Source organism: Streptococcus sp. DTU_2020_1000888_1_SI_GRL_NUU_041A (assembly GCF_032387735.1).
GTDB classification, from domain to species: Bacteria; Bacillota; Bacilli; order Lactobacillales; family Streptococcaceae; genus Streptococcus; species Streptococcus sanguinis.
This window is the reverse complement of record NZ_CP135591.1, coordinates 483,081-508,818: the sequence shown is the minus strand read 5'-3', so window position 1 is coordinate 508,818 and position 25,738 is coordinate 483,081. Positions and strand designations below refer to the sequence as shown.

Sequence of the window (25,738 nt, the reverse complement as noted above, 5' to 3'; positions counted from 1 at the left end):
AAAGGGGCGGCTGCTAAGTTTTTAACCTTGGCAGCACTACTCCCTTTATATGCAAATTTGTATGTATGAAGTTAGCTTTTATTTTTTCTCAATGTAGCGCAGTGGGAAGGCATTTTCTTCTGGAGCAAAGCGCATGCCATCAAGTTCTCCCTTGCGATAGACAGAGACAACAGATTGGTAAGTGATTGGGATATAGATTGCTTCATCATGGAGCATAGTGAGAACTTTCTTATAACCTTCATCAACTTTTGCTTCGTCTGGCTCAACCAGAGTCGCCTTGATAATGCTGTCCATTTCTGACTTAGATGGCAGAGCTTCTAGGGCAACATTTTCTGGGTGACCATGGTCAGCTGGTGAAGTCAGGGCAGTCATCCAAGCATGCGGATCCCAAGGTGCTCCCCAAGAGAAGGTCAGCATCAAATCAAAGTCGCCAGTCTTAATATTTTCCCAATAGTCATCTTCTTCCATAGCTTTGAGCTGAACGTCAATTCCGATTTTCTTCCATTCGCCTTGGAAGTACTCAACCAAGTCCTTGTCTGTCGCCTTAGACGAAATATAAGGAACATTGAGGCTTAATTTCTTGCCGTCTTTTTCACGGATACCGTCAGAGCCCTTCTTCCAGCCAGCTTGGTCCAGCATCTTTTCAGCCAGCTCGATATCATATTCATACGGAGTCAGATTGGCGTCAGAGTGCGGAGTAGACTTGGAGAAGATGGTATCAGCCGGTGTTTCTGTTCCGCGGAAAATGTCTTTCGCGATAGACTTCTTATCAACCGCATGGTTCATCGCCTGACGAACAGTCTTGTCTTTGAAGATTTCCTGCTTTGCATTCAAGAGCATGAGGCGACTGGACATTGGCTGAGATACGTCTGTCGTGTACTTGTCATCCTTGGCATACTTGGCAAAGTTATCCAAACCGATAACGCCATTTCCATAGAGCAAGTCTACATTTCCAGACTCAAACTCCAAAGCACGGGTTTGTGGGTCTGGGATAATCTTGACTGTTACTTCTTTCAATTTAGGCTTTTCACCCCAGTAATTTTCATTACGGGCAAAGGTGATGTACTCATTTGCCTTCTTGTCTTTGACAACCCATTGACCAGTTCCGATTGGCTTTTTGAGGTTGTCCTTAGTTGTGTCATCTCCGTCAGGGAAGGCCGCATCAGCTACGAAGCGGATCGGACGAATCATTGATAAATCATAGAGAGTCGCACTGTAGGCTTGCTTGAGCTTGATTTCAAAGGTATGCTCATCGACAACTCGGTAGCTTTCCAGCTGGTTGGTAAAGTCAAACCAAGTGTGGTTTTTCTTGTTTTCCTCTGAAAAGACAGTATCGAAATTTCGTTTGACATTCTCTGCATTAAAGTCAGAGTCGTCTGAGAATTTTGCCTTTCTCAGCTTGAAGGTATATGTTTTACCATCTTCGCTGATATCCCAGCTCTCAGCCAAGGCTGGCTCGATTTTCCCATTGTCACCGTAGCGGACCAGGCCTTCATAGACCATATCCTGAATGACAAATTGGTCAGGATTGTAGCGGTGAGGGTTGACATCCCCAAAGTCTTCGCCCCAGACCATAGTGAGTTTGTCTTTCTCATTGACCTGTTTGGAAGAGTTTGAGTTTTGCTGGCAGGCTACCAAGAATAAAGGCAGCAAGAGGACAACTAATAAAAATAATTTTTTTCTCATTTTTATTGAATCACTTTCTTGTATTCATATTTTTTATGATTGCAGTCCCAAGAGACAGGAGGCTGCATTTTTTTAGCTGTTGATTTTTTGATGATCAACTCATGCGATTGTACTTGCTGTTGAGAACATCCCCGAACTTGGTAAAGAGAAGGATGGTCAGAATCAGCAAGATACAAGGGAAGATCACTATCCAAGGGGCTTCCTGAATGTAAATCCGGCCGTCATTAATCATGGCTCCCCACTCAGGCGATGGTGCCTGAGCGCCCAGTCCGACAAAGCTGAGACCAGCGATTTCCATGATAATGGTGCTGATGTCAAAGCTCATGGTCGTCAGAATCTGCGGAAACAGACTAGGGAAATAATAGTTTTTCAGGGTAGTCCAAAAACTATTGCCATACATTTTCGAGGACTGGATATAAGGTTCATTTTTTAGCTGCAAGGTCATGGAGCGCATCAGGTAGGCGTACTTGGTCCAAGCCGTCAGGCAGATAGCGATGAGGGTCTGCTGGAGACCGATGCCCAAGATACTGACGATGGAAATGACCAAAATGATAGATGGAAAAGACTGAAAGGCCGTGATTACCAGCAAGATGAGCTGGTCGAATTTCCCGCCGATGAAGGCGCTGGTCACCCCGATAAAGGAGCCCACCGCCGCAATCAGCATCAGAATCATCAGCGCTGGCAGAACTGTTTCCGCACCCCCGCTCACTGCACGCGCAAAGACAGACCGGCCTAGAGCGTCTGTTCCGAACCACTCACTGCTGCTCGGTCCTTGCAAGGCTTGTCCCAGATTGACCTTGGTCAAACTGTCACCCAAGAGACGAGGAGCCAAGGAGGATAGGACTAGGGCCAGGATGATAAGGCCGCCCAAAATCAGGAGTTTTCGATTGATTTTCTTATCCATACGAACCCTCCTTGCTTGCTTTTAATTTCTTCATGCGTGGCAGCAGTTTGGGATTTTCCTGAGCCAGTCGGACGCGAGGATTAAGCCAAACCGTAAGCAGTTGAAAGACTAGATTTACAGTCAAGACTCCCGCTGTGATAAAGAGGACCGCCCCCTGAACAAGAGGATAATCCCGCTTGGCGACGACTCCTATCAGCATCTTGCCGATGCCCGGCCAGGAAAAGAGGTGCTCGATAATAGCCACCCCGCCCAAGAGAGAGCCCAGCGAGAGGCTGACTAAGGTCAGAAGAAAGGGCAGAACATTGTAAATCACATCATGCAGCAGGATATGTCCCTCTCGAATCCCCCGACCTCGCGCACCTTCGACTTCTGGTGAATGGAGTATTTCTATCAAAGCGGTCCGCAGCTGCGGGATATAGCGAGTAGACATGATCATGGCCAGTGTCATGACTGGCAGGACTAGGCCCAGCTCATTGGCCGTTGCCTGAATGGGAAACCAGTGCAGTTGAACGGAAAAGATCAGAATCAGGATAATTCCCATAACAAAGCTAGGAATGGCATTCAGGAAGGCCAGACCTGCCATCAGGAAGCGGTCGATAGGCTTTCCAGCATGGTAGGATGTGTAGAGAGCTGTCGGCAGGGAAATCCCCAGAGTCGCTAGCAGGGTATAAAAAGCTAGGTAGACTGAGTTGGGGAAATAGAAAACCAGCTGCTCCCAAACCGAAGCTCCGGAATTATAGGTCACACCAAAGTCGCCATGGACAATCCTGCCCAGCCAGGCCAGATATTGCTCCATAAAGCTGCCATTCAGTCCCATCTCTGCCCGCTTGATTTCCAGCAGTTCCTTGGTAAAAGGAATGCCCTGAGCGTTGAGGATGCTCTCAGCCGGATCTCCCGGTGCTAGATAAACCAGTAAAAAGGAGATAAAGCTGACGCAGAGCAGGATGAGGACGAATTGCAGAATCGTTTTGATAATAAATTTAATCATGCGCCTCCCTTTCAGATGTCTGGTAGCTTTCAGGCTTCTTGCTAGCTACGGCCAGCAGCACTTCGTCTTGGTGGACAACCAGGGTCGCCTTCTGGTAGAGGACCAGACCGTCTTCCTTGGCAGTCACCTTTTCTAAAATATTGCCATAAATATCACAGATTTCGCCGATGACCTGACCAGCCTGTACTGTTTGATTAGGCCGAACAAAGCACATCCAGCAGCCCGACCTCTGACTGGTCAGATAGTAGCTGTCGTCAAAAATCAGTGGCGCCTGCTTATAATAGGGCATGCTCCCTTCAAAAAGATAGCGGGCGACTTGCTTGACCGACTCCTTCATGGCCAGAACATCCTCTGGCAGACAGGTGCCGTTTTCTCCCTGCTCCAGCAGGATGCTAGGCAAACCATAGTCCACCGAGGCAGAGTGATAAAGATTGCCACGGTCCTGAGATTGGTAGATTATCGGTGTCCCAGAAGCCTGCAGCATCTGATAGGACTTTTCGACCACCTCTGGATTCGCCCGCAGAGAGTAGTAACCATGCGGTGTCAGCAGTTCTTCCCGATTGCCGCTATGCAGGTCAATCAGGAAATCACTGACACTAAAGACCTGGCTCTCAATCACAGACCTAATCTGATAGCTGAGGCTGGAAACTGGCTCTTGATTCTGAAAAATCCTATTCAGATTGAGACCGTCCTCAGGTACAAGCGTCGTCTCCCGAGCCCAGAAGCCGCTGACATTGACTGCATGCAGGAGGAGGACAGAGCCTTGAAAGCTAAAGTCCCACTCATGCGCCAAGTCCATCAGCGCCTTGACACCGACATACTCGCAGCCATGGACTGCAGCACTGATGGTCAGCAAGGGCTGGGTAGCCTGTCCTTTGAGCAGAGTGTACTGGATAGCCAGCTCATCTGTGATGGGCAAACTGCCTTGATAGCTACTGCAAGGAGCCATAGAGTCTAGTCCTTGCTTAATCCTCATCTTTATCCTCCCTGTACTGACTGAGCAAGAGCTTGGTATAGTCACTCTTGGGAGCAGAGACGACCTCTCGCATGCTGCCCTTTTCTTGCACGATTCCGTCCTTGAGGACGACCAAATCTTCCGCAAAATTGCTGACCAGAGCGATGTCATGAGAGATGAAGAGAAAGGAGGTCTGCGAACGCTCCTTGATATCTGCCAGCAGCTGCATGACTTCATACTGAACGGTCACATCCAGAGCACTAGTGATTTCATCGCAGATGAGCACATCGGGATTAATCAGCAGGGCACGGGCAATAGCTGCCCGCTGACATTCTCCTCCGCTCAGTTGATGCGGAAGCCGTTGGGCAAGCTCAGGGGTCAGACCGACCGAGGTCAGCAAGTCATGGATGGCCTGCTTTCTATCTGACTGCTGCTGATAGAGAGAGAAGTTTCGACAGACCTCTTCTAGGCTCTGCTGAATGCTGCGCTTGGGATGAAAGGTCGACTGGGGCTGCTGGGCGATATACTGGACCCGAGCATAGTAGTCCCTATCCTTGTAGGCAGAGACTGGCTGGCCCAGTAGAGTCAGCTCCCCTTGGTCCGGCTTTAAAAAGCGGCAGATGAGCTTGGCAATAGTACTTTTTCCAGAGCCTGATTCACCGACCAGACCCAAAGCCTGTCCCTTTCCCAAGCTAATATCAATATCAAAGACACCGATTCTCCGCTCGCCTATCTGACTGTACTCGTAGGTCAGCTGGCGACCGACCAATACTTGACTCATAGCTGCCCCCCTTCTCTAAATGCTGCTAGCTTAGGCACGGCCTTCAGCAATTTCTGGGTATAGGCCTGCTCAGGATGGCAGAGAACTTGATGGGCTGGACCGCTTTCGACAATCTGTCCTTCCTTCATGACGACTACTTTTTGCGCCAGATGCTCAGCTACGCTGATATCATGTGTGACAAAGAGAATGGCCATTTTTTCCTCCTGATGAAGCTGGCTCAAGAGATCCAGCAGCTTCATTTTCGACAGGACATCCAGAGCGCTGGTTGGCTCATCAGCCAGCAGCAGTTTGGGCCTGCTGGCTAGAGCCAGCGCCACACAGACTAGCTGCATCATACCACCGCTGAGCTCGAAAGGATACTTATTGACGACTTTTTCAGGCAGCAGTCCTACCATCTCTAGGCATTCTTCTAAGGGACGGAGATTTGCTGCTTGCTGGCCCTGATTTTTCACCAAGTCCTGATAATGCTTTTTGATCTTACGACGGTTATTAAAGCTGAGACTGGCATGCTGGCTAATCCAGGCCACTTCTCGGCCTACAAAAGGCAGATAAATGCGATGGTTCTGGGGATGAATTTCCTGCACCTCAAAGGTAATACTGCCCTCTGTCACTGTCAGCCCCCTAAGAGGGAGGCCCAGCAGCATCTTGAGCAGGGTAGACTTGCCACTGCCGCTCTCGCCCACAATCGAAAGGGACTCCCCCTCTGCAAGAGAGAGGGAGACCCGATCGAGAATGACTTTATCTGCTGACTGCACCAGCAGATCTTTCATTTCCAGCATGTTTTATTCCTTTGATAGTTTGTTGCTGACATGGTAGTAGTCTGTTGGATGGGATTCCAAACCAGAGACGGACTTGTCCATTACCAGAGCGACCTTGAAGAAGCCGATAATGGTAAAGCCGTAGTCTTTGTCCATGATTTCTTGGATTTCCTTGCTGAGCTGATTGCGCTTAGCTGGATCAGTTTCAGTCGCTAACTCTTCGATTTTCTTGTCTGCTTCTGGGTTGCTGTAGTGACCGATATTGGCTGTACCATTGGTCTTAACGGCACTGTTGAAGAAGGCATATGGATCACCGATAGGAGCTGCTACCACCGCGTAAGGTGTGAAGGCATAGTCCTTTTCACTGGCAACGGCACTGACTTCAACTTTCTTAATAGTCGCTTCGATTCCGACTTCCTTGAGTTGTTGTTGGCTTGCTTCTACAGCCAGCGGCATTTCAGGCAGACGAGTAAAGGACAGCAGCTCAATGCTGACTTTTTGACCGTCTTTTTCACGGTAGCCATCGCCGTCAGTATCCTTGTAGCCAGCTTCATCCAAGAGTTTTTTAGCTTTTTCTACGTTAAATTCATGGACGCTCTTTTGCAGGGCAAAGGCAAAGCCAGTAGGGAAAGGGCCAACAGCTGGCACAGCTGAGCCTTTAAAGAGGGATTCAGAGTAGGTCTTCTTGTCTACCAAGGTATCTAAAGCCTGACGGAACTTGTCATCTGCTACGTAAGGATTTTCAAAGTTATAGTAGTAAGCTAGGTAGCGGGAACCTTCTACTTCAGAAATTTTGTAGTTCTTATCGGAAGCATAAGTACTTAGATTTGCATAAGGCAGACCATAGACGGCATCAACTTCCTTAGACTTGAGGGCTGCAGAAATAGCTGTCGGATCAGAGAAGTATTTGATTTTCAGATTAGCAACTTTTGGCTTGCCATCCCAGTAGTCGTCATAAGCCTTGAGTTCTGCTCCGCTCTCAGGAGTGTACTTGATCACCATGTAAGGTCCAGTTCCGACAGGAGCCTTATCAGATGCGCTCTTGCCAGTCGTATCGACAATGGCGGAGTATGGCTCTGCCAAGAGATTCGCCATGATCGGTTGCACAGCCTTTGTCTTGATGGTCACAGTTTGACCCTCTGCAGATATGCTGTCAATGCCCATATCTGATGCTGCCCGCTCGCTTGTCTTAATCAAGCGTTCCAGAGAGGCTTTGACCTTTTCACCGGTCATTTTTTCACCATTTTGGAAGGTCACCTTATCCTTGAGGGTGATTTTCCACTCTAGGTCTGAGACTGCTTCGATTTTCTCAGCCAGCCAAGGTTTTACTTGGAGTTTGTCATCCATCTTGAAGAGGGTTTCTCCCACTCCGTAACGGACCGTGAACCAACCATTGTATTCCGCTGCTGGATCCACATTTGCTGGAAACTGGGTATAGCCGATGGTTACAGTCTTGCTGCCACTATCGCCAGTAGGCTCACTGGTTTTGCTAGGGTTTACACAGGAGGCTAGGGCTAGGCCTGCCAAGGCTAGAGCCATTATTTTTTTAAAATGTTTCATAAAATATTCAAATTCCTTTTCTATTTTGTAAACTACTTTAAGACGGTCTGTCCTAGTCAAATCTAAATACGCTTCGCTCTCTGTCTAAGGTGGTTCTATGTCCTGAAGATGAGAGAGCAAACGAGTGAAAAACAAGTGATTGCTCATTCTCTTTCCTCCTTGGGGATTTGCTTGTCTTAATCTTTTCCTTCCAGATAGCTTCTGGCATCTTCGACAAAGGCAGTTGGCAAAGCCAGGTCAGCCTGCATCTCATCCCGATAAGCTCGGATGACTTCTGACTCCCGGCCAGAGACAACTTTTTCCGTCCAGTCTGGGTCTAGGAGCAGAGCCTTGCCGAGGGCAAAGAGCGGAATCCCCGCATCCAATACTCGCTGAGCATCCTGCTTGGTCTCTATCTGACCGACACCAATCAGGGGCACTCTATCATTAATTTTTCTGATAATTTTTTCAATCACTGGCTCCGAGTCCTGAGAATCTCTGATAGACGAGCGCCAGACATCAGAGGTCGAAATATGCAGATAGTCCACCTGATGATAAATGAGCTGCTCCAGCAACTGCAGGGTATCATAAAGCTGGATACCTGGCTCTTCAATCTCTTCCGGAGAAAAGCGGTAGCCAATCAGGAAGGGGCGGTCAGCCTCTTCTTTGACTAGTTGCTTGGCTCTTTTCAGCAAGGTCTTTGGAAAGCGCAGGCGGTTGTTAAGGCTGCCGCCCCACTTGTCCTGACGGACATTGGAATGGGGAGAGACAAACTGCTGGATCAGATAGGTATTGGCGCCATGAAGCTCGACTCCGTCAAATCCAGCCTGAATGGCTCGTCTGATAGCTGACAGAAAGTCCTCTATCACCTGCTCCACTTCAGCGTTCTTGAGCGCCCTCGGCTCTGCCAAATAATCGCGCGGAGCCTTGACAGCGCTGGGTGCTACTGGCTGACCGTCAATCAAATCAGGCAGAACCATACGACCACCATGATAGAGCTGCACAATAGCTAGAGCCCCTTGGTCCTTGATGGCCTTGGCCAGACGGCTAAGCCCCTCAATCTTATCATCCTCGGCGCCGCTGAAGCTCTCCGCAAAGGACTTGCCCAGAGGATGGACATAGGTACTGCCAGTAATGACCATGCCAACCGACCTAGAGCGGCGGGCAAAAAAGTCGATATCTGCCTGAGATACATAGCCACCGGGCTCACTAGCACAGATGGTCATAGGAGCCAAGACAACGCGATTGCGCATGGTCTGACCATTTTTAAAAGTAAATTTATCCTGAATCTGTGTATTCATCTGGTCACCTCTTTCCCAAGATAAATCATGCTGTTTTTTAATAATAAAACCTTAGAGTAAGGTCGCCTGCCAAGTCTGGTCCCGCTCTTCCAAGAGCAGCACTCGTCCCTGGGAGACATCAATGTTCCAAAAAACAGCCTCTCCATCAACCAAATGCTGGTAAATCAAGCGAAGGACTCCCAAATGAGAAACTAGAGCGATTGACTCATCAGTACTATCTAGCAGGCGGTCTGTTGCTGCCCAGACTCTGGTCTGAAAGTCTGAGAAAACTTCTGCCTCAGGAGGCGTGACCTCAAAGGGAGCTTCCAGCCAAGCCTGCCAGACTTCTGGAAAGGCTGCCTGAATCTCATCAGCTGTCAAGCCTTCCCATTGTCCAAAGCCCCGCTCGTCAAAGTCAGCTATGGGCTGGACTTGCCTGTCTGGAAAAGCCAGTTGGGCTGTTTCCTGCGTCCGCTTGAGACTACTGGTGTAAATCACATCAACCGTGCGCTCCTGCATCAGTAGCGCCAGCTGCCTAGCATCCGCTTGGCCTTCCCCGTTGATAGAGACATCATGGCTACCGTAGAAACAGCGCCTGCGGTTGTAGTCTGTCTGACCATGCCGCATTAGATACCATCTTTTCATCCTAGCACCACCAATCCCAAGAGATAGAGGAGCTGGGCAATTTCGACATAGGCCCCTAGCGTATCGCCTGTGTGGCCGTCAATTTTATTATAAACGAACTGGCGATAGCCGATTGCTCCCAAAAATACTAAGCCATAAGCCAAGAGGCCTCTCCAGCTGAAAACTAGCAGAGACAGGAGCAAAGGCAAAAGTTGGGCAAGCAGGATATGACTCGTCTTGCTGCCGCTGAAGAAATTTCCCGAGCCGCCGCCTTCTCTAGCATAGGTCATCCGGTAAAGCTGTAGGCTCAAACCGGCCTTGCCAATCATGGACAGACTAGCCACGATAAACCAGCGAGGCTCTGGCAGATAAGGATAGAGAACCAGCATCAAAGCATAGTAGAGAATGAGCGCCAGAACGCCATTGCTGCCAATCCGGCTGTCCTTCATAATCTCCAGCATCAGCTCCTTCTTACGAGAGGAGAAGAGCCCATCCGCCGTATCCGCTAAAGCGTCCAAGTGAAAGCCACCTGTCAGCAGAACATCGAAAGCAAGGGTCAGAACCCAAGCAACCATTCCTGGTAAGACTAGACTCATTAGGAAATAAAATCCACCTGAAATCAAACCCAGCAAGAGACCAAAGAGGGTCAGAAAAGGAAGTCCCCGTCGCAGATAGGAGATATCCACTGCCTTTGGAATCACAATCCGGCTAAAAAATTGGGTATAGATAATCAATGCCTTTATCATTTCAGCTGCTGAGCGAGGCCACAGATAACCAGATAAGCCTCACTCGCCTCCTTTGCAATCAGTTGGTTAATCTTGCCCTGCACATCACGGAAAAAGCGTCCTAGTCTGGTCTCTGGGACAATGCCCAGTCCAACTTCGTCCGTTACAATCCAGCACTCAGCATCAGTCTGATGGATTGCAGATAGGAGCTCTTCCCATTCTTCTTCCAAGAGCTGCAGCAGGAAAGACTGCTCCTGCCGACTGAGAAAATATTCCTCGGTCAGCTCCAGCTTGTCTGGATAATGCTGGGCAATTAAATCAAAGAGGCGATTGCTGGTCAGAAGGGTGGCACAATCCAGCAGGTAAACTGGATGCGACTGTTCTCGCAGCCAGTCCGCCAGCCCTGCATACTGTTCCTGAGTTGTCCAGGAAGCCGGCCGGCGTTCTTGGTGCAGCCGAATCCTCTCCTGCCATTCTGGATCCTCTCCTCGGGGCAGGCCGGTCGCAATGTAGCAGACTTCCTCTCGGTCAGCTAACTGATCCTCGGCAAATGCCGACTTGCCACTTCTGGCACCGCCTGTCACTAACACAATCTTAGCCATTTGCTTCTTCTTTCATTTCTTGAAATGCCTGCTCAAAGGCAGCCAAGGTCTGGTCTAGATCCGCTCTAGTATGAGCACTGGACATAAAATTGGTTTCATACTGAGATGGCGCCAGATAAATGCCCTCTTCCAGCAAGAGACCGTGCAATCGTGCAAACTGAGCATGGTCAGCCGCCTTAGAATCCTCAAAGTTACGGACTGGCTTCTGACTGAAGAAGAAGCCAAACATGGTCCCTTTTGATACGACTTGCAGATCAATGCTGTACTTGTCTGCAAGATTTCGCAAGCCATCACAGAGGTAGCTTGTTTTCTCTTCAATCTCAGCAAAGAGCTCAGGTGTCAGCTGTTTCAGCGTTTCATAACCAGCCGTCATGGCAACTGGATTGCCCGACAGGGTACCAGCCTGGTAGATGCTGCCTAGGGGCGCTACCTGATCCATATAAACGGCCTTGCCGCCAAAGGCTGCGACGGGGAAGCCACCACCGATAACCTTGCCCAAGCAGACCAGATCCGGCTCTGTCTGATAGAGGCCAACTGCCCCCTGATAATGAGCTCGGAAACCACTCATGACCTCGTCCACGATGAAGAGAGAGCCGTATTCCTGAGTGAGGGAACGAATAGTACTGATAAAATCCGCATCCGCTGGAATCAAGCCCATATTACCCGCAACTGCTTCTAAAATGACACAGGCAATGTCGTCTCCGTGCTTTTCAAAGCAATCCTTGAGAGCATCTGTGTCATTGTAAGGTAAAGCCAGAGTTTCCCCAGCTACCTGAGCAATGACTCCAGCAGAATCTGCAATCCCAAAGCTGGCCAAGCCTGAACCAGCCTGAACCAAAAAGGAATCGCTGTGGCCGTGATAGCAGCCGATAAATTTGACAATTTTAGAGCGCTTGGTCACTCCACGCGCTACCCGAATGGCGCTCATGGTCGCTTCCGTTCCCGAATTGACCATCCGCATTCTTTCCATGAAAGGCAGGCGCTCCTGCACCAGCTGGCCGAGGGCAATTTCTCTAGGACTCGGAGCACCAAAGCTGGTTCCCTCCCAAATAGCTTCCTCAACTGCTGGTAACACATCCTTAGGAGCATGCCCCAAAATCATAGGCCCCCAAGACAGAACGTAGTCAATATAGCGGTTGCCATCGACATCATGCAGATAGGCTCCGCTGGCTTTTTCGATAAAAAGCGGATGGCCGCCCACAGCCTTAAAAGCCCTGACAGGACTGTTGACTCCGCCTGGAAAGAGCTGTTGAGCCTCTGTGAAATATTGGTTGGAATGTTCTCTCTTCAAGTTGGTCCTCCTTATCTAGAAAACTGCTGATTTTCCACAGTCTCTATCCTTCTTTCAGATAGCCGGCTGCATCCTTGGCAAAATAAGTGATAATCAAGTCTGCACCAGCCCGCTTCATACTGGTCAAGGTTTCCATGACAATGGCTTTTTCATTGATCCAGCCCTGCTGAGCTGCTGCCTTGACCATGGCGTATTCTCCACTGACATTATAGGTCACCAAAGGCAACCGGGTTTCCTGGCGCAGCTCTCTGAGGATATCCAGAAAGGCCAGAGCCGGCTTAACCATGAGAAAGTCTGCTCCCTGCTCCTCATCGCTCTTGGCTTCTCTCAAAGCCTCCAAGCGATTGGCCGGATCCATCTGATAGGTCTTGCGGTCGCCAAAGGCCGGAGCACTCTCGCCTGCATCTCGGAAAGGCCCATAAAAGCTAGAGGCAAACTTAATGGCATAGGACATGATCGGAATCTCTTCAAACCCCGCCGCATCAAGCCCCTGACGAATAGCCGCCACAAAACCGTCCATGGCATTGGAAGGCGCAATGACATCTGCTCCAGCCCTGGCTTGGCTGACAGCTACTTCTGTCAGTCTAGTCAGAGACAGATCATTGTCTACTTCCTCCCCTCGCAAAATGCCGCAATGACCGTGACTGGTAAACTCACAGAGACAGGTGTCTGCAATGACGACCGTCTCAGGGAAATGCTTCTTGATTAGACGGATAGCTTCTTGGACAATGCCATTTTCAGCTGAAGCCTGACTGCCTATTTCGTCCTTTTCTGACGGAATGCCAAAGACGATAACAGCTCGAATGCCTAAGTCCACACATTCCTGAACTTCTGGCAGCAAATCCTCTAGGGAGAACTGATAAACTCCCGGCATGGAGGCAACTTCTTGTTTTTCAGTCAAGCCTTCCTTGACAAACAAGGGTTGGATAAAGTCATCCACAGACAGCTTGGTTTCTCTAACCAGCTGCCGCAGACCGCTGCCTCTCCTCAGCCTGCGATGTCTATAAAATTCCATGCTTCTTCTCTTCTTTCTTGATTATTTCCTTGACCATTTCCTCAACAGAAGGACTCTGGGGCTGGTAATCTACCCCATAGCCGGACTCCTTAACCGCCTGAGCAGTTGTCTGGCCAATCACTGCAATCTGATGGCTGGACGCTAGATGGGGCTTAATAGCACAAAAACTCTGCCAAGCCGATGGACTGGCAAAGGTCCAAATCACATCCTCTTGGGACAGATAGGTCTCAAGCTGGTCCTGACCAGCTGGATTTGAGGTCGTTTCGTACATAGGCCAAGACCAAACCTCATGACCTGCTTCTTTTAATTTCTCAGCCAGACTGGGATTGGACAAGCTGCTCTGGGGCAGCAAAATCTTCTGCGTCGGCAGAGCCAAATCCAGCCACTCCTGAATAAAGTCAAGACCATAGTGGCTGCTGGCCTGAAAATCACAGTCTCGGCCTAGCTTGTCCAGCGCCTGACTGGTCTGCGGCCCAATGGTCGCAATCTGGTAGTCAGCTTGAAGATAGGGACTGAAAGCCTCCACTGCGACAGCACTGGCAAAAAAGACCCAGTCAGCTTCTGACAGAATTGCTTGGACAGCTTCAGGCAAGGGTAGAGACTGACAGCGAATGAGAGGGACATGATGCGTCTCAAATCCAGCCCGTCTGATTTCTTCTAGCCAAGTAGAGTCTGGCGCCTGCTCTCTGGTAAAGATTATTTTTTTAACCATGGCATTCCTACTGCTCCCTTATCGGCTAACTGGCGCACAGCCTGCTCTGCCAATTCTTGACCATCCTGCCCTTGAAGGCTGACAAAGACACATTGGCCGTCCTCCTTGGCCAGCATGGCCTCTAGCTGATAGGCCTGACCTTTTTTCTGGGCAAAAGCAGCGATAGGGAAGGTACAGTCTGCATTCATCTGAGCCAAAACTGCCCTCTCAACTGCTACTTCAGCAGCTGTCTTATCATCCTGAACAGTTGCCAACAATTGCCGCAGTTCCTCATCCTCTTCCCGGCATTCCACTGCCAAAGCTCCCTGAGAAATAGCTGGCAGGCAAAGACTGGTCTCTAAAGGCTGAATGTGAAGACGGCTTTGATCCAGCCAGCCCAAGCGTTTAAGTCCAGCCATAGCCAAGACAATGGCGTCGTATTCTCCCTCTTCCAGCTTCTTGATGCGTGTATCAATGTTGCCCCTCAGTGGCTTAAAAGCCAAATCCGGTCTCTGAGCCTGCAATTGAACCTGTCGGCGAATGCTGCTGGTTCCTATAAGAGCGCCCTCAGGCAGGTCAGCCAATTTCTGGCCAGCTTGACGGAAAATCAAGCAATCCCGAACATCTTCTCGTTGACTAATCGCACCGAGTGCACAGCCCTCAGCTAGCTTAGCCGGCATGTCCTTGAGACTGTGGACCGCCATATCAATCTCACCAGCCAAGAGAGCCCGCTCGATTTCCTTTACAAAGACTCCCTTGCCGCCAATTTCCTGGAGGCTAACATGGGTCAAGCGATCTCCTTTTGTGGTATAGGGAACGAGGACAAAATCCCGCTCTGGATGGAGCGCCTTGAGCTGGTCCACTAACTGTTGGGTCTGGGTCATGGCCAGCTTACTCTTGCGGGTTCCTACCTTAATGACCTTCATCTTTTCCCCTTTCTCTGTGCAAGCCAAATATCTTGGCAATCAAGGCAATGTCATAGTCTGAATGCTCTCCGACTGACAGCTCTTTGAGCTGCAAGATTGGCTCCTTCAAGACTTGGTTGATAATACTCTTCATATGTTTGGAAATCTGCTTCTGCTCCCGCTCGGTCAAATCCGGAATCTTGCGATTAAGGCTTTCCATAGCCGAAGCTTGAGCTTCCAAAGCCTTATCTCTGATTTCCTGAATCAGAGGAATAATGCCTAGCTGCTGACGCCAGTCAGCAAACTCGACCAGCTCCTCATCAATCTCCAAAGCAATTCGACCGGCAATCTCCTGCCGCTCCGCTTTGTATTGCTCCAGTTGATTGGTTAGATTTTCGATATTATAGAGCTTCAGAGACGAGCTCGGATGGCAAGAACGCGGCAGACAGAGGTCAAACACGACCGCATCCGCCTTAAGCATGGAGGGAAAGATAATGTATTCTTCCGTTTTAACTGCCGAAAAAACCACATCCGCATCCGCCAGCACCGCTTCCAATTCATCCCAGCCATGGGCAGATACCCTGTCTTCTGTCAGAAAAGGCTGGGCCTTGCTGACCGTCCGGTTGAGCAGCATGACAGATTCGAATGGCCGCTGCAGAGCATACTTGGTCACCAGCTGACCAATCTCTCCCAAACCGATAACAGCTACCTTTTTAGTACTGTAATCTAGCCCCAGTCGGTCCAATTCTTGAATAGCCGTCAGTCCGATGGAAATGGGCCGATCATTAATCCGATAAGAATCATGCATGCGCTTGGCAAAGGTCAGCGCCTGCTTGAAAGCCTGATTGAGGACAATGCCCGTCGTACCAGCATCTTGCGCCGTCAGAAAAGCCTGCTTGAGCTGGCCCAAGACCTGGCTTTCACCGACAATCTTTGACTCAAGTCCAATAGAGACCCGCAGCAGATGCCGCAAGGCCTCATCCCCCTCACGAAAGACTAAATACTCTTCAAGCTCCTTGACAGGAATTTGAAACCAGTCTGCCAAAAAATGCTTGGAATAGTAGCGGCCAGTGTGTAGCTGGTCCACCACTAGATAGAGCTCGGTCCGATTGCAGGTGGACAGAATAATATTTTCCAAGATACTTTTTTCTCTTTTCAGGAGCTTCAGAGCTTTGAGCCTCTCCTGATCTGAAAAATGCGCTTTTTCCAAAATTGTCAGCGGCGTTTCCCGATGGGTCAAACCCACATATAATAGGTGCATGCTTCTTTCCTTCTTTTAAAGTTGGTCTAAAATTGCTTCTATCTTCTTGCGAATCTCCTTGGAGCGACTAGGCGAGAGACCATTGGTCGAGATCATGACAGATACGTCCTTCTTTCGCGCAATGGCTACATTGTAAAAGTCAGAGAAGGTCTTGTCGCCCGTATTGTTCACCAGCTGACTGGGTGCCGCCTCCTCCATAATCTGACGGTTGACTTCCTCCTGATCTGTACAGGCAAAGACCAGCTTCGCGCCTTCCAAATCACCTGTCTGGTAGGATCTAGCTAGCCACTGGACCTCCGCCTGCGGAATGTCAGCATGCAGAGTCGGACTGACCACTGTCACAGCAGCCTGCTCAGCCAACAGGGTCTTAATCTTCCGCGCTGCGACCTTGCCGCCTCCCACTACCACGACTTTCTTCTCTCTGATATTAATCATGACTGGATACATGCTAGCTTCTCCTATTTCTTTTCCCGAAAGATTTTCGCGCTGCGTTTGTAGACTGTATCCGGCTCCTCTAGACGGTCATTGACCAAGCGAGCCAGCACAAAAAAGTAATCCGACAGGCGGTTGATATAGATCAAGCCGATCTCATTGACTGCTTCTTCTGCCTCTATAACAGCTACCATACGGCGCTCCAGACGTCTGGTCATGGTGCGGGCCACATGCAGGAGACTGGCAATCCGATGGCCGCCCGGAATGATAAAGCGGTCGATTTTCGGAGGAATATGCATATATTCATCCATCCGCTCCTCCAGCCAGCTGACATTGGCTGGCTCTTGCTTGTAGGGGCGCAATTCCCTCGGTGTCGCCAAATCGCTGCCACAGTCAAATAGATGCTGCTGGATTTCCTCGCATTCCAGACGCAGGTCATCCAAGATGGGATAGTCGCGCATCTCAGATACGACATAGCCTAGATGAGAGCATAGCTCATCCATCGTTCCATAAGCTTCGACCCGAATATGGGTCTTGGATACTCGATCCCCACCATAGAGCCGAGTAAACCCTTTGTCTCCGTATTTCGTATAAATTCTCATTTTTCTTCTCTGTTGATGATTTGATAAATTTGCTCCATGTCCAAAGACTGGCGCAGGACGTCTGCCAACTTATCATACTCTCTGTCTTTAAAGTCTTTGATACTAACAAGCTGGTCCTCTAGTGGCTCTAAGCCCTTAGCCAGACGAAGTTCATTTAGATACTGGCGAGTCCATTCTAGATTGTCAAAGACCCCATGAAGGTAGGTCCCTTGTACCTGCCCGCCATAAGCCACTGCTCCATCTAGACGTTCAGTCGCTTCACCATTTTGCTCCTTGATGATGGAAAATGCCTCCAGACTATCCGCCAGCTGGGTTTCCCCCATGTGAATCTCGTAACCCTCTAGCTCTTGCCCCTCATGCAGGGCTCTGACCTGAGTCGTCCTCTTGACCGGCTGAAGCACCGTCTCTGTCTCTAAAATACCCAGCCCGCCAATCTCTTCTAAGTCAGACTCTAGGTGCAGCGGGTCACTAATCTTCTGCCCCAGCAGCTGATAGCCGCCGCAGATACCAAAGATTGACACACCCTGCTCCAGACACTCGAGAATCTCGGCTTCAAGGCCAGACTCACGCAGATAGTTCATGTCTTCGATGGTGTTTTTGCTGCCCGGCAAAATCAAGAGATCTGGCCGACCGATTGCATCACCAGGCTGAACATAGCGGACAGAAACATCCGGCTGGATTTCTAAACTGTGGAAATCCGTAAAGTTGGACAGGCGCTTGAGGCTGACAACTGCGATATCCAGACTCTTTCTGCTATCAAAGCGCCGGCTTTTCTGCACCAATGCGACGCTGTCTTCGCTGTCAATATCCAGCTGGGCATAAGGCACGACTCCGATAACTGGCACCTGAGTCAGCTCCTCAATCATGTCAATACCAGACTGCAGCAAGGCCACATCGCCGCGGAATTTATTGATAATAACACCCTTGATTCGCTTGCGGTCCTCAGGCGGCATAAGCTCAATTGTTCCGTAGATAGAGGCAAAGACACCTCCCTTATCAATATCCGCCACTAAAATCACTGGCGCATCGACCAGCTTGGCCATGCCCATATTGACAATATCTCGGTCATTGAGATTGATTTCAGCTGGACTGCCAGCGCCCTCAATGACGATGATATCATTCTCAGCACCTAACTCCTCATAGACTTCCTTAATCTTAGGCAGGAGTTGCTGCTTGTATTCATGGTATTCGACGGCATCCATATCCCGCAGCACCCGGCCTAAAAAGACAACCTGGGACTTGCGGTCAGACGTGGGCTTGAGCAGGACTGGATTCATGCGGACATCCGGCTCTTTGCCAGCTGCCTCGGCCTGAACGACCTGAGCCCGGCCCATTTCATCTCCTTTTTTGGTAATAAAGGAATTAAGCGCCATATTCTGCGACTTAAAAGGCACCACTTCTAGGCCATCCTGCTTAAAAATCCGACAGAGGCCCGCCGCAATAATGCTTTTTCCAGCATCTGAGGCAGTCCCCTGTACCATCAATGATTTGACCATGTTCCATTTCCTCCTAGCTGCTCAAAGAAAGCAGCTTCATTTTCTGCCAGTGGCGTCTGGATAGTCTGATGAAGCTTGACAATCCAAGGTACAGCCAAGCCTGCCTCTACTAGCAGATCTCCCTGCTGGAAGAAATCAAACTTGCTGCCCTCCGCTATCAAATGCCCCTTCTGCAGCAGATAGGCATAGTCACAGCAATCATACATCAGATCCATGTCATGGCTGGATACGATGATGTTGGTTCCAGCCTGAACTAGCTTTTTCATGGTCGCAGCCATCTGATCCCGCCCTTTTGGATCCAGTCCTGCCGTAGGCTCATCAAGCAGCAAATACTTGGGCTGCAGGGCCAGCATGCCGGCAATAGCCACCCGTTTTTTCTGGCCATAGCTCAGATACTGCAAGGGTCTGTCCTGCAGATGGGAAATGTCCATCATCTCTAAAGCCGTCGTTACTCTGCTCGCTATCTCGTCTTCTTCATAGCCTAAATTTTCCAAGGCCATGCCAATATCGTCCTTCACAATGGTATAAAAGAGCTGCTGCTCTGGATTCTGAAAGACCATATTGACATGCTGCCGATACTGGAACAAAGCCTTCTTAGAGTCGCCTACAGGCTGACCATCATATAAAATGCTGCCCTTCTGCGGTTTGAGCAGGCGGGTGATGATTTTCATGATGGTAGACTTACCTGAGCCGTTAACCCCCAGAATGCCGGTAATCCGGCCTTCTTCAAAGTCCATAGAAATATCGTGCAACGTTGGATTTTCGTCATACGCAAAGGAAATATTCTTTACTTGTAACATCTGAGTTTCCTATCTACTTTCCATTATAGTATAAAAACTGTCTTCTTGTAAATGCGCTTCCATTACTCACTGTGCTCCGCATCAAATCTTAGCGTCAGCACCTCATTTAAATGCTGATTATCATCCAGCAGCTTGACAAAGAGAGTATTGGCTAATCTGCCCCAAGCCTGGTGTTGCTTCCTTTTATTGTAAAAGGAGAATTTCAAGTCCAAGGTATCCCGAATGGTCACAAACTCATAGAAGACCAGGAAAATAAAGCGATACATGAGGACAATCAAGTCTAGCAGTACCCGCGGTATGTGCATGGCTTTAAAAAGCCGCAGCATCTGAGCAAAAGGCACTGTCAGGACAAAGAAATAAGTCGAAACCAAGGATGAATAGATGCGCAAGAGGATAAAAATAGTCTGCTGAACAGAGGATTGGCTGATGCCCAGATAACCTTGACCTAAAGGAAAGGCCAGCAAGAGCTGTTCCTGACTATTCTGATAGGTCAAGACAAAGGTCAAGAGACTAATCAGGATAAAGATACTGGCGTGCAGATGCCACTTGAGATAGCGCAACCAAGGAAGCCGAGCCACATAGCAAGTCAAAGGCGCCACCAAGATAATGAGTCCTAGCTGCAGACTCCTGACACCAGAAAAGCTAACAGCTAACAAGAGCACATAAATGACAAATTTATAAGCAACCGGCAGATTTTTTAGCCGATTTTGATAGGCGTATTTATCAATCGCAAACATGAGGAGACCCTCCTTTCTAGCTATGTTTTACGAAGCTTCCAGCAAAGAGCAACTCCGGTTCCAGACAACTTAATTGCTATCAGGAACCAGAGCTCGCTCTTACTGTTGAAGACTTTTATTTATGTTCAGAAACTTCTTTTTGTTGGCCTTGTTTCTTCCCTTTGTGGTAGCCAATGACATAGAAGATGATACCCGCTCCGATACTGCCTTGCAGGGTGAAGAGCAGACTTTCTACTTCCGGACCTGCTGGCTCAAAGATTGGTGAAAACCAAGGCTCATAGTCCTTTTGGATAGAGCTAATGGTTTTTTCAGCAGCGTCATCTGTTCCACTGTATTCCACACCCTTAGGGGCAAAGATAAAGGCAGCTAGAGTGACTGCTACTGCAGCCAAGATTAAGATGATATTCTTATATTTTTTCATTTGAACAGACCTGCTCTTTCTTTGATATTTTCTGAGATCAAGTTATAGAGGACAACTGTCAGCAATCCTTCTACGATAGCAATCGGGATTTGAGTGGTCAAGAAGACACCCATGAATTTCAATGCAGAACCAACAAAACCGCTGTTAGCATCTGGGAAGACTAAACCGAGCTGGATAGAAGTTGTCGCATAAGTCGCCAAGTCCGCAATCACCGCACAGATAAAGATAGATACCGGTGTAGACAGCTTGATGGATTTAGCAAACTTATAGACAAAATAACCGACAAATGGACCAACCACTGCCATTGAGAATGCATTGGCACCCAGAGTAGTCAAGCCGCCATGAGCCAAGAGGAGGGCTTGGAAGAGCAAACAGATGGTTCCCAAAACGCTGATAACGGACGGACCAAACATAGCTGTCCCCAGACCAACCCCAGTCGGATGCGAGCTAGATCCTGTAACAGACGGAATCTTCAAAGAAGACAGGATAAAGATAAAGGCACCGGACAAGGCTAGCATGGTCTTGGAATTTGGATCCTCTGCAACGATTTTCTTGATGCGCATCAAGCCGACCACAAAGAAAGGCAGGAATACGGCGAACCAGAAGATACACCAAAAGAGTGGAAGATAGCCTTCCATGATATGCATAGCTGACACAGACTGGGTACTCAGTACCGCCAAAATAGCCAACAAGGCCACAAAAGTTACTTTTTTATTTTTCAATAGTTTCATATTTTTTTCCTTTACTAAGAACCTAAGCTCAAAAGGATGAATGCCTATCCATGAACATGGGCTCTGATATTAAAAAATCTTCTTTTTCACGAGGAAGGTAGTAAAATAAGGCAGCTTGGTTTCTGGTGTGATTCCTTCGAGGCCCAGCAGAGTCTGCTGCTTATCCGTTGAAGAATTGCTAACCATAAAAGTCTGCTGCAAGAGGCCGAGCTTTTCGAGCAGGGGCAGGACAGTATCCAGGTGATTAGCCACCTTCATGATCACAATCGAGTCATGTAGCTCAAGCGCCGCCTCAATCTTCTCAGCAGAAGCCGTAGCCGGCATGACCGCCAGAGACTCCTCATCCATGGTCAGGGGCTGACCTAACTCAGAAGCCATGCTGCAGAAAGAGGTGATACCAGGGATGGTCTGACAGTCGATTTCCTTTTCCAGCAGGGCGAGCAGATAGCTGTACGTACTGTAGACCATGGGATCCCCCAGTGTGATAAAGCCGACATTCTTGCCAGACTTGACATCCTCTGCGATTTCGGCAGAGATGGCCTGCCACTGGACTTCTTTGGTCGAATTGGAACGAACCATAGGGAAATGCCGCTGCTTGATTTCCAGATGCTCTTTTAGGTAGGGTTCTGCAATGCCTAATGCAAAGCTCTTGCTCCCCTTCTTAGCCTCCGGTGTATAGAGAATATCTAAGTCTTCCAAAAGCCGACTGGCCTTGACAGTGACTAGCTCGCTATCACCCGGTCCTACACCAATTCCGTAAAATTTTGCCATTCCTTCCTCCTATTCAATGATTTCTTCTAAATGCTGGATGTAGAGCTGCTGAACCTCAGGATATTCACCCAGACCGACTAGGTGAGCCTTAACCTCATATCCCCGCTCCTTGAAGAAGTGATACCAAGAACCTTCCTCATCTGAGCTCATATCATTGGTCGCGTGGTCGCCTGCTACCAGCATGAAAGGTGCCAGATGCACTTCTCGGACGCCCTCTTTCTTCAGTTCCTGCTCAATCAGCTCAACCGGAGGATAGCTCTCTACACATCCGATATAGACTGAACTTCCCTTCATCATATGATCCAAGGCTGCATAAGCTGTAAAGGCATAATGCTGACTGCCATGGCCCATCAAAACTGTTGCTGCATCCTGACCCTCATGGCCATACCGTTCCAGCAGAATATCCTTGACGGCCTCATAGTCTTCCTGACTATTGAGCAGAGGCTTGGCAACGAATAGCTTTTTAAAAGCTGATTCAAACTCTTTGGCTTGGGCGAGAATTTTTTCGTACTCGCTGCCCAAAATGACATGGAGAGGCTGGATATAGGCCTCTTCAGTGCCCACTTCCAAGAGCTGCTCCAAAACCTCTTTGACCGTAGGAATATCTAGCCCTTCCTGCTTCTTAATCCGCCGTCTAACAACATTTGAGGTAAAAGCTCGGTGGACTGGATAGTCTGGAAAATGTTCCTGAATAGCCTGCTCACAAGCCTCGATTGTTTTGCGTCTGGTCTCGGGATAGGTCGTTCCGAAACTGACTACTACTATAGCTTTACTCATGACCTGCATCCTTTCAGAGAATTTCCCGGCATTTATCGATGATGGAAGCGATGGTCGCTTCATCTGTCTCAACAATCTTGCTAAAGCCTGCTTCCTCTAAAACAGCCCGTGTGCTGGCACCCATGACAACGATAGGAACTTCCTTCCAGTCAAATCCCGCTTCTTGACTTGCTGCTACAAAGTTCATGGCCGCAGCAGAATTCGGAAGACAGACAACTTCAATCTCTGACCAATTGTCACTGCTAATCTGACTGTCAAAGGCCAGCCTGTGGCTAGCAATAATCGGCAGCGAATAGAGTTCTGCCAGACTGGCTTTCTTATGCTCAGCTGTCAGAATATACCAGTTGCCGCCTTCTTTTTCAAGAGCAGCTGCAAAATCCGCATCCGACTGCTGAGGCGTCATCCGATCCAGCACAATGCCGCTCGCTTCGATAGACTTAGCCGTATGATGACCAATAGCCGCAAAGCGGATGTGCGGCAGACTGCGCAAGTCTTTGCCTGCCTTGCGGAGGGCTTTCAAGAAGAGCGGCCAGCTCTGCATGTCTGCAAAGAGGAGACCGTCTACTTGCTCCAAGTCCGGCAGCTGCAAGTCTAACTCTTCAACCAAATCTCGAGCAGGGAAAGTGGTCAGCGCAGCTCCAGCATCCCTGAGCAAACGAGGAAGTCTGCCAGTCTCTGATTGCTGGATGAAGATTTTACGGCCGAAAAGCGGCAGATTCTCATGGAAATTTAGCTGCTGTCTATAGGCTACGACATCACCTACCACGATGACACTAGGTGCTTTAAAGTCCGCAGCTTCTGCTAGTTCTACGATGTTGCCCAAGGTTCCGTCCACCGAGCGCTGTTGAGGATGGGTTCCCCATTCAACGATGGCGGCTGGCTTGTCCTTGCTATAGCCTCTAGCCGTCAGCTCTTGGACGATGGAAGGCAGATTTTTCATGCCCATGAGGAAGACCAAGGTTCCTTTGAGCTCAGAAATTGCTTCCCAGTTGAGCATTTCTGTCTCATCCTTGAGATGGGCTGTAAAGACATGGAAGCTAGTCGCTACATCCCGATAAGTCATAGGAATCCCTGCATAGGTCAGACCTGCCACAGCAGAGGTGATACCTGGCACCACTTCAAAGTCCACGCCAGCTTCCACCAGCTTGACTCCTTCTTCTCCGCCTCGGCCAAAGATATAGGGATCACCGCTCTTGAGGCGGACTACTCGTTTACCCTGACGGGCTTTTTCGATAAGAATCTTTTCAATCTCTTCCTGTCGGATGCAGGGCTGGCCTGGCTTTTTACCGACATCTATCTTTTCGCAGTCAGACTTTAGATGCTGAAAGAGCTCTTGATTGACCAAGCGATCAAAGACTAAGACATCTGCTTCTTGAAGCCGTCTCTTGCCTTTGAGGGTCAACAGCTCCGCATCGCCTGGACCTGCTCCCAGTAATGTTACTAAACCGGACATTTTTTCTCCTTTTATTAGCTATTTTGTCAGATAAGCCTCTAACTCTTCTAAGTTAGAAACCATCTGCGGATAGGCCACAATTGGCCGAGAGATGATAATGCAGTCCATCCCCAGCTCTTGACAGCCATCAATCTTTTCACGAATACCGCCGACGGTCCCGCTCTCCTTGGAAACAAAGACATCTGCTCCGGAACGCAGTAAGAGTTCTTTATTACACTCTTTGGAAAATGGAGCTTTGATTGCATCAATCTGATCCGCTACTAGTCCCAGCTGCTCACAAGCCAGAAGCACTTCTGAAGTCGGCAGAACGCGAACGACAATCCGCTGCTCTGGCAGACCCTTGACAAAGAGCGGCAAGGTCTTGCTGCCCGTTCCCAGATAGACTGTCTTGTAGCCGCGCTTGGCAATCTCATCAATCGCTTCTTGGGTCGAATGCACCACGATGGCTCCGCTCAAATCCAAGGTCGCCTGGCGCTCAAAGCGCAGGTAAGATACACCGGCCATCTCTGCCGCCCGAATGGCTTCCTTGGAAACAATATCCGCAAAAGGATGAGTTGCATCAATGATTTCATCCACATCATTCTCTTTGATAAAGGCAACCATATCCTCGGCTGTCAGCCGGCCCTGAATGACCGGCTGGCCGTATTTAGAAGCCAAGTGCCGGCCGTAGTCTGTGACAACAGAGCTGGTCACATCAATTTTCAAGCGGTCAAGCACTTCTAAAATAGCGGTGCTGTCAGATGTCCCTCCCAGCAGTAATTTCATCATAAAGTATATCCTCGAGGTGTAATCATGCGTCCGTTTTTAACATAAGTTTCTTTGTTACCAACGATAACGATTGTCGTCATATCTACTAAAGTCTCATCCAAGTCTTTGATAGTCGTCAAGATGATTTCCTCATCCTTACGGCCAATGTCCTTACCGATACCGACAATGGTATCCTCTGACTTGTACTCAGACATGATAGAAAGTGCTTTTGTCAGATGGTCTGGACGTCCCTTACTCCGAGGGTTGTAGAGGCAGACTACAAAGTCACCTTGAGCTGCGGCATGCAGACGCTTCTCAATCATTTCCCAAGGCGTCATCAAGTCACTCAGACTGATGTGACAGAAGTCGTTCATGAGGGGAGCTCCCATAACTGCAGCAGCACCCAGACTAGCTGTGATACCTGGAACCACCTTAACTTCTACATCACTGGCATCTCCCAGCAATTCTAAAATCAAGCCAGCCATTCCATAGACTCCGGCATCTCCACTGGAAACAACTCCTACATTTTTGCCAGTCTCTCTAGCCAAATCAATGGCCTTTTGACAACGGTCGATTTCCTGGCGCATACCATTCGCTACGAGCTCTTTGTCCTTGACCAAATCAAGAATCAACCGCATATAAGTCGAGTAGCCGACGATAATTTCACAATCTGCTATAGCAGCCAATGCTTCTTGTGACATCAATTCTTCTTTACCTGGGCCTAATCCGATAACGTATAACATATATTTTTTCTCCTTTATTGGTA

General features: G+C 49.0%; 28 protein-coding genes. All 28 read right to left on the bottom strand.

The annotated features are described in order from the left end of the window. Nucleotides 1–78 precede the first annotated feature (78 nt). Nucleotides 79–1,686, bottom strand: a complete 1,608-nt coding sequence (gene nikA / locus RSK81_RS02615; protein WP_002911836.1) for a nickel ABC transporter substrate-binding protein — start codon at nt 1,684–1,686, stop codon at nt 79–81. Between the two features lie 94 nt (nt 1,687–1,780). Beyond that, entirely contained in the window at nt 1,781–2,590 is an 810-nt protein-coding gene (locus RSK81_RS02610) for an ABC transporter permease (protein WP_002911835.1), read from the bottom strand. Continuing rightward, nucleotides 2,583–3,578: an ABC transporter permease gene (locus tag RSK81_RS02605; RefSeq protein ID WP_002911834.1), complete on the bottom strand. Its 996-nt coding sequence runs from the start codon at nt 3,576–3,578 to the stop codon at nt 2,583–2,585. The genes RSK81_RS02610 and RSK81_RS02605 overlap by 8 nt, the downstream gene beginning before the upstream one ends. Then, complete coding sequence (locus RSK81_RS02600) at nt 3,571–4,554, bottom strand: M14 family metallopeptidase (protein ID WP_002911833.1); 984 nt, start codon at nt 4,552–4,554, stop codon at nt 3,571–3,573. The genes RSK81_RS02605 and RSK81_RS02600 overlap by 8 nt, the downstream gene beginning before the upstream one ends. Next, complete coding sequence (locus RSK81_RS02595) at nt 4,544–5,314, bottom strand: ABC transporter ATP-binding protein (RefSeq protein WP_002911832.1); 771 nt, start codon at nt 5,312–5,314, stop codon at nt 4,544–4,546. Before RSK81_RS02595 ends, RSK81_RS02600 begins: the two co-directional genes overlap by 11 nt. Continuing rightward, on the bottom strand, nt 5,311–6,093 hold the full coding sequence (locus RSK81_RS02590) for an ABC transporter ATP-binding protein (RefSeq protein ID WP_002911831.1): 783 nt from the start codon (nt 6,091–6,093) through the stop codon (nt 5,311–5,313). The genes RSK81_RS02595 and RSK81_RS02590 overlap by 4 nt, the downstream gene beginning before the upstream one ends. Before the next feature lie 3 nt (nt 6,094–6,096). After that, on the bottom strand, nt 6,097–7,692 hold the full coding sequence (locus tag RSK81_RS02585; protein ID WP_002911830.1) for an ABC transporter substrate-binding protein: 1,596 nt from the start codon (nt 7,690–7,692) through the stop codon (nt 6,097–6,099). Nucleotides 7,693–7,808: 116 nt separating this feature from the next. After that, nucleotides 7,809–8,912 carry an NADH-dependent flavin oxidoreductase gene (locus RSK81_RS02580; RefSeq protein WP_002911829.1) on the bottom strand — a complete coding sequence of 368 codons (1,104 nt, stop codon included), beginning with the start codon at nt 8,910–8,912 and terminating at the stop codon, nt 7,809–7,811. 51 nt (nt 8,913–8,963) lie between these two features. Then, on the bottom strand, nt 8,964–9,536 hold the full coding sequence (locus tag RSK81_RS02575; RefSeq protein ID WP_002911827.1) for a histidine phosphatase family protein: 573 nt from the start codon (nt 9,534–9,536) through the stop codon (nt 8,964–8,966). Beyond that, nucleotides 9,533–10,261 carry an adenosylcobinamide-GDP ribazoletransferase gene (gene cobS / locus RSK81_RS02570; RefSeq protein WP_002911826.1) on the bottom strand — a complete coding sequence of 243 codons (729 nt, stop codon included), beginning with the start codon at nt 10,259–10,261 and terminating at the stop codon, nt 9,533–9,535. Before cobS ends, RSK81_RS02575 begins: the two co-directional genes overlap by 4 nt. Continuing rightward, nucleotides 10,258–10,842, bottom strand: coding sequence for a bifunctional adenosylcobinamide kinase/adenosylcobinamide-phosphate guanylyltransferase (gene cobU, locus RSK81_RS02565; protein ID WP_002911825.1), 585 nt, complete (start codon nt 10,840–10,842; stop codon nt 10,258–10,260). The genes cobS and cobU overlap by 4 nt, the downstream gene beginning before the upstream one ends. Then, the gene (gene hemL / locus RSK81_RS02560) at nt 10,835–12,133 is read right to left on the bottom strand and encodes a glutamate-1-semialdehyde 2,1-aminomutase (protein ID WP_002911824.1); all 1,299 of its coding nucleotides are present in this window, start codon (nt 12,131–12,133) and stop codon (nt 10,835–10,837) included. Before hemL ends, cobU begins: the two co-directional genes overlap by 8 nt. A gap of 43 nt (nt 12,134–12,176) precedes the next feature. After that, nucleotides 12,177–13,148 carry a porphobilinogen synthase gene (hemB, locus tag RSK81_RS02555; RefSeq protein ID WP_002911822.1) on the bottom strand — a complete coding sequence of 324 codons (972 nt, stop codon included), beginning with the start codon at nt 13,146–13,148 and terminating at the stop codon, nt 12,177–12,179. Continuing rightward, entirely contained in the window at nt 13,135–13,860 is a 726-nt protein-coding gene (locus RSK81_RS02550) for a uroporphyrinogen-III synthase (protein ID WP_002911821.1), read from the bottom strand. Before RSK81_RS02550 ends, hemB begins: the two co-directional genes overlap by 14 nt. Beyond that, nucleotides 13,845–14,765, bottom strand: coding sequence for a hydroxymethylbilane synthase (gene hemC / locus RSK81_RS02545; protein ID WP_002911819.1), 921 nt, complete (start codon nt 14,763–14,765; stop codon nt 13,845–13,847). The genes RSK81_RS02550 and hemC overlap by 16 nt, the downstream gene beginning before the upstream one ends. After that, nucleotides 14,752–16,005 carry a glutamyl-tRNA reductase gene (gene hemA, locus RSK81_RS02540; protein ID WP_002911818.1) on the bottom strand — a complete coding sequence of 418 codons (1,254 nt, stop codon included), beginning with the start codon at nt 16,003–16,005 and terminating at the stop codon, nt 14,752–14,754. Before hemA ends, hemC begins: the two co-directional genes overlap by 14 nt. Before the next feature lie 15 nt (nt 16,006–16,020). After that, nucleotides 16,021–16,452 (bottom strand): bifunctional precorrin-2 dehydrogenase/sirohydrochlorin ferrochelatase, encoded by a 432-nt coding sequence (locus RSK81_RS02535; protein WP_002911817.1) that lies wholly within the window; start codon nt 16,450–16,452, stop codon nt 16,021–16,023. Between the two features lie 11 nt (nt 16,453–16,463). Further along, entirely contained in the window at nt 16,464–17,039 is a 576-nt protein-coding gene (locus RSK81_RS02530; RefSeq protein WP_002898252.1) for a cob(I)yrinic acid a,c-diamide adenosyltransferase, read from the bottom strand. Next, nucleotides 17,036–18,535, bottom strand: a complete 1,500-nt coding sequence (locus RSK81_RS02525; protein WP_002911816.1) for a cobyric acid synthase — start codon at nt 18,533–18,535, stop codon at nt 17,036–17,038. The genes RSK81_RS02530 and RSK81_RS02525 overlap by 4 nt, the downstream gene beginning before the upstream one ends. After that, complete coding sequence (locus RSK81_RS02520; RefSeq protein WP_002911815.1) at nt 18,520–19,335, bottom strand: energy-coupling factor ABC transporter ATP-binding protein; 816 nt, start codon at nt 19,333–19,335, stop codon at nt 18,520–18,522. Before RSK81_RS02520 ends, RSK81_RS02525 begins: the two co-directional genes overlap by 16 nt. Nucleotides 19,336–19,397: 62 nt before the next feature. Continuing rightward, nucleotides 19,398–20,072, bottom strand: coding sequence for a CbiQ family ECF transporter T component (locus RSK81_RS02515; protein WP_002911814.1), 675 nt, complete (start codon nt 20,070–20,072; stop codon nt 19,398–19,400). 115 nt (nt 20,073–20,187) lie between these two features. Then, nucleotides 20,188–20,493, bottom strand: a complete 306-nt coding sequence (locus RSK81_RS02510; RefSeq protein ID WP_002911813.1) for an energy-coupling factor ABC transporter substrate-binding protein — start codon at nt 20,491–20,493, stop codon at nt 20,188–20,190. Continuing rightward, complete coding sequence (locus RSK81_RS02505; protein WP_002898257.1) at nt 20,490–21,224, bottom strand: energy-coupling factor ABC transporter permease; 735 nt, start codon at nt 21,222–21,224, stop codon at nt 20,490–20,492. Before RSK81_RS02505 ends, RSK81_RS02510 begins: the two co-directional genes overlap by 4 nt. 69 nt (nt 21,225–21,293) lie before the next feature. Beyond that, on the bottom strand, nt 21,294–21,995 hold the full coding sequence (locus RSK81_RS02500; protein ID WP_002911812.1) for a cobalt-factor II C(20)-methyltransferase: 702 nt from the start codon (nt 21,993–21,995) through the stop codon (nt 21,294–21,296). A 9-nt stretch (nt 21,996–22,004) separates the two neighbouring features. Further along, nucleotides 22,005–22,772: a sirohydrochlorin cobaltochelatase gene (locus RSK81_RS02495; protein WP_032913363.1), complete on the bottom strand. Its 768-nt coding sequence runs from the start codon at nt 22,770–22,772 to the stop codon at nt 22,005–22,007. Between the two features lie 13 nt (nt 22,773–22,785). After that, complete coding sequence (cobA, locus tag RSK81_RS02490) at nt 22,786–24,225, bottom strand: uroporphyrinogen-III C-methyltransferase (protein WP_002911810.1); 1,440 nt, start codon at nt 24,223–24,225, stop codon at nt 22,786–22,788. A gap of 18 nt (nt 24,226–24,243) precedes the next feature. After that, on the bottom strand, nt 24,244–24,993 hold the full coding sequence (gene cobK / locus RSK81_RS02485; RefSeq protein ID WP_002910543.1) for a precorrin-6A reductase: 750 nt from the start codon (nt 24,991–24,993) through the stop codon (nt 24,244–24,246). Next, nucleotides 24,990–25,715: a precorrin-3B C(17)-methyltransferase gene (gene cobJ / locus RSK81_RS02480; protein WP_002896461.1), complete on the bottom strand. Its 726-nt coding sequence runs from the start codon at nt 25,713–25,715 to the stop codon at nt 24,990–24,992. The genes cobK and cobJ overlap by 4 nt, the downstream gene beginning before the upstream one ends. Nucleotides 25,716–25,738: the final 23 nt, after the last annotated feature.

Bases quoted from the DNA above. Each gene is read 5' to 3' on its own strand.
- nikA (WP_002911836.1), bottom strand. From the start codon at position 1,686: ATGAGAAAAAAATTATTTTTATTAGTTGTCCTCTTGCTGCCTTTATTC.
- RSK81_RS02610 (WP_002911835.1), bottom strand. From the start codon at position 2,590: ATGGATAAGAAAATCAATCGAAAACTCCTGATTTTGGGCGGCCTTATC.
- RSK81_RS02605 (WP_002911834.1), bottom strand. From the start codon at position 3,578: ATGATTAAATTTATTATCAAAACGATTCTGCAATTCGTCCTCATCCTG.
- RSK81_RS02600 (WP_002911833.1), bottom strand. From the start codon at position 4,554: ATGAGGATTAAGCAAGGACTAGACTCTATGGCTCCTTGCAGTAGCTAT.
- RSK81_RS02595 (WP_002911832.1), bottom strand. From the start codon at position 5,314: ATGAGTCAAGTATTGGTCGGTCGCCAGCTGACCTACGAGTACAGTCAG.
- RSK81_RS02590 (WP_002911831.1), bottom strand. From the start codon at position 6,093: ATGCTGGAAATGAAAGATCTGCTGGTGCAGTCAGCAGATAAAGTCATT.
- RSK81_RS02580 (WP_002911829.1), bottom strand. From the start codon at position 8,912: ATGAATACACAGATTCAGGATAAATTTACTTTTAAAAATGGTCAGACC.
- RSK81_RS02575 (WP_002911827.1), bottom strand. From the start codon at position 9,536: ATGAAAAGATGGTATCTAATGCGGCATGGTCAGACAGACTACAACCGC.
- cobS (WP_002911826.1), bottom strand. From the start codon at position 10,261: ATGATAAAGGCATTGATTATCTATACCCAATTTTTTAGCCGGATTGTG.
- cobU (WP_002911825.1), bottom strand. From the start codon at position 10,842: ATGGCTAAGATTGTGTTAGTGACAGGCGGTGCCAGAAGTGGCAAGTCG.
- hemB (WP_002911822.1), bottom strand. From the start codon at position 13,148: ATGGAATTTTATAGACATCGCAGGCTGAGGAGAGGCAGCGGTCTGCGG.
- RSK81_RS02550 (WP_002911821.1), bottom strand. From the start codon at position 13,860: ATGGTTAAAAAAATAATCTTTACCAGAGAGCAGGCGCCAGACTCTACT.
- hemC (WP_002911819.1), bottom strand. From the start codon at position 14,765: ATGAAGGTCATTAAGGTAGGAACCCGCAAGAGTAAGCTGGCCATGACC.
- hemA (WP_002911818.1), bottom strand. From the start codon at position 16,005: ATGCACCTATTATATGTGGGTTTGACCCATCGGGAAACGCCGCTGACA.
- RSK81_RS02535 (WP_002911817.1), bottom strand. From the start codon at position 16,452: ATGTATCCAGTCATGATTAATATCAGAGAGAAGAAAGTCGTGGTAGTG.
- RSK81_RS02530 (WP_002898252.1), bottom strand. From the start codon at position 17,039: ATGAGAATTTATACGAAATACGGAGACAAAGGGTTTACTCGGCTCTAT.
- RSK81_RS02525 (WP_002911816.1), bottom strand. From the start codon at position 18,535: ATGGTCAAATCATTGATGGTACAGGGGACTGCCTCAGATGCTGGAAAA.
- RSK81_RS02520 (WP_002911815.1), bottom strand. From the start codon at position 19,335: ATGTTACAAGTAAAGAATATTTCCTTTGCGTATGACGAAAATCCAACG.
- RSK81_RS02515 (WP_002911814.1), bottom strand. From the start codon at position 20,072: ATGTTTGCGATTGATAAATACGCCTATCAAAATCGGCTAAAAAATCTG.
- RSK81_RS02510 (WP_002911813.1), bottom strand. From the start codon at position 20,493: ATGAAAAAATATAAGAATATCATCTTAATCTTGGCTGCAGTAGCAGTC.
- RSK81_RS02505 (WP_002898257.1), bottom strand. From the start codon at position 21,224: ATGAAACTATTGAAAAATAAAAAAGTAACTTTTGTGGCCTTGTTGGCT.
- RSK81_RS02500 (WP_002911812.1), bottom strand. From the start codon at position 21,995: ATGGCAAAATTTTACGGAATTGGTGTAGGACCGGGTGATAGCGAGCTA.
- RSK81_RS02495 (WP_032913363.1), bottom strand. From the start codon at position 22,772: ATGAGTAAAGCTATAGTAGTAGTCAGTTTCGGAACGACCTATCCCGAG.
- cobA (WP_002911810.1), bottom strand. From the start codon at position 24,225: ATGTCCGGTTTAGTAACATTACTGGGAGCAGGTCCAGGCGATGCGGAG.
- cobK (WP_002910543.1), bottom strand. From the start codon at position 24,993: ATGATGAAATTACTGCTGGGAGGGACATCTGACAGCACCGCTATTTTA.
- cobJ (WP_002896461.1), bottom strand. From the start codon at position 25,715: ATGTTATACGTTATCGGATTAGGCCCAGGTAAAGAAGAATTGATGTCA.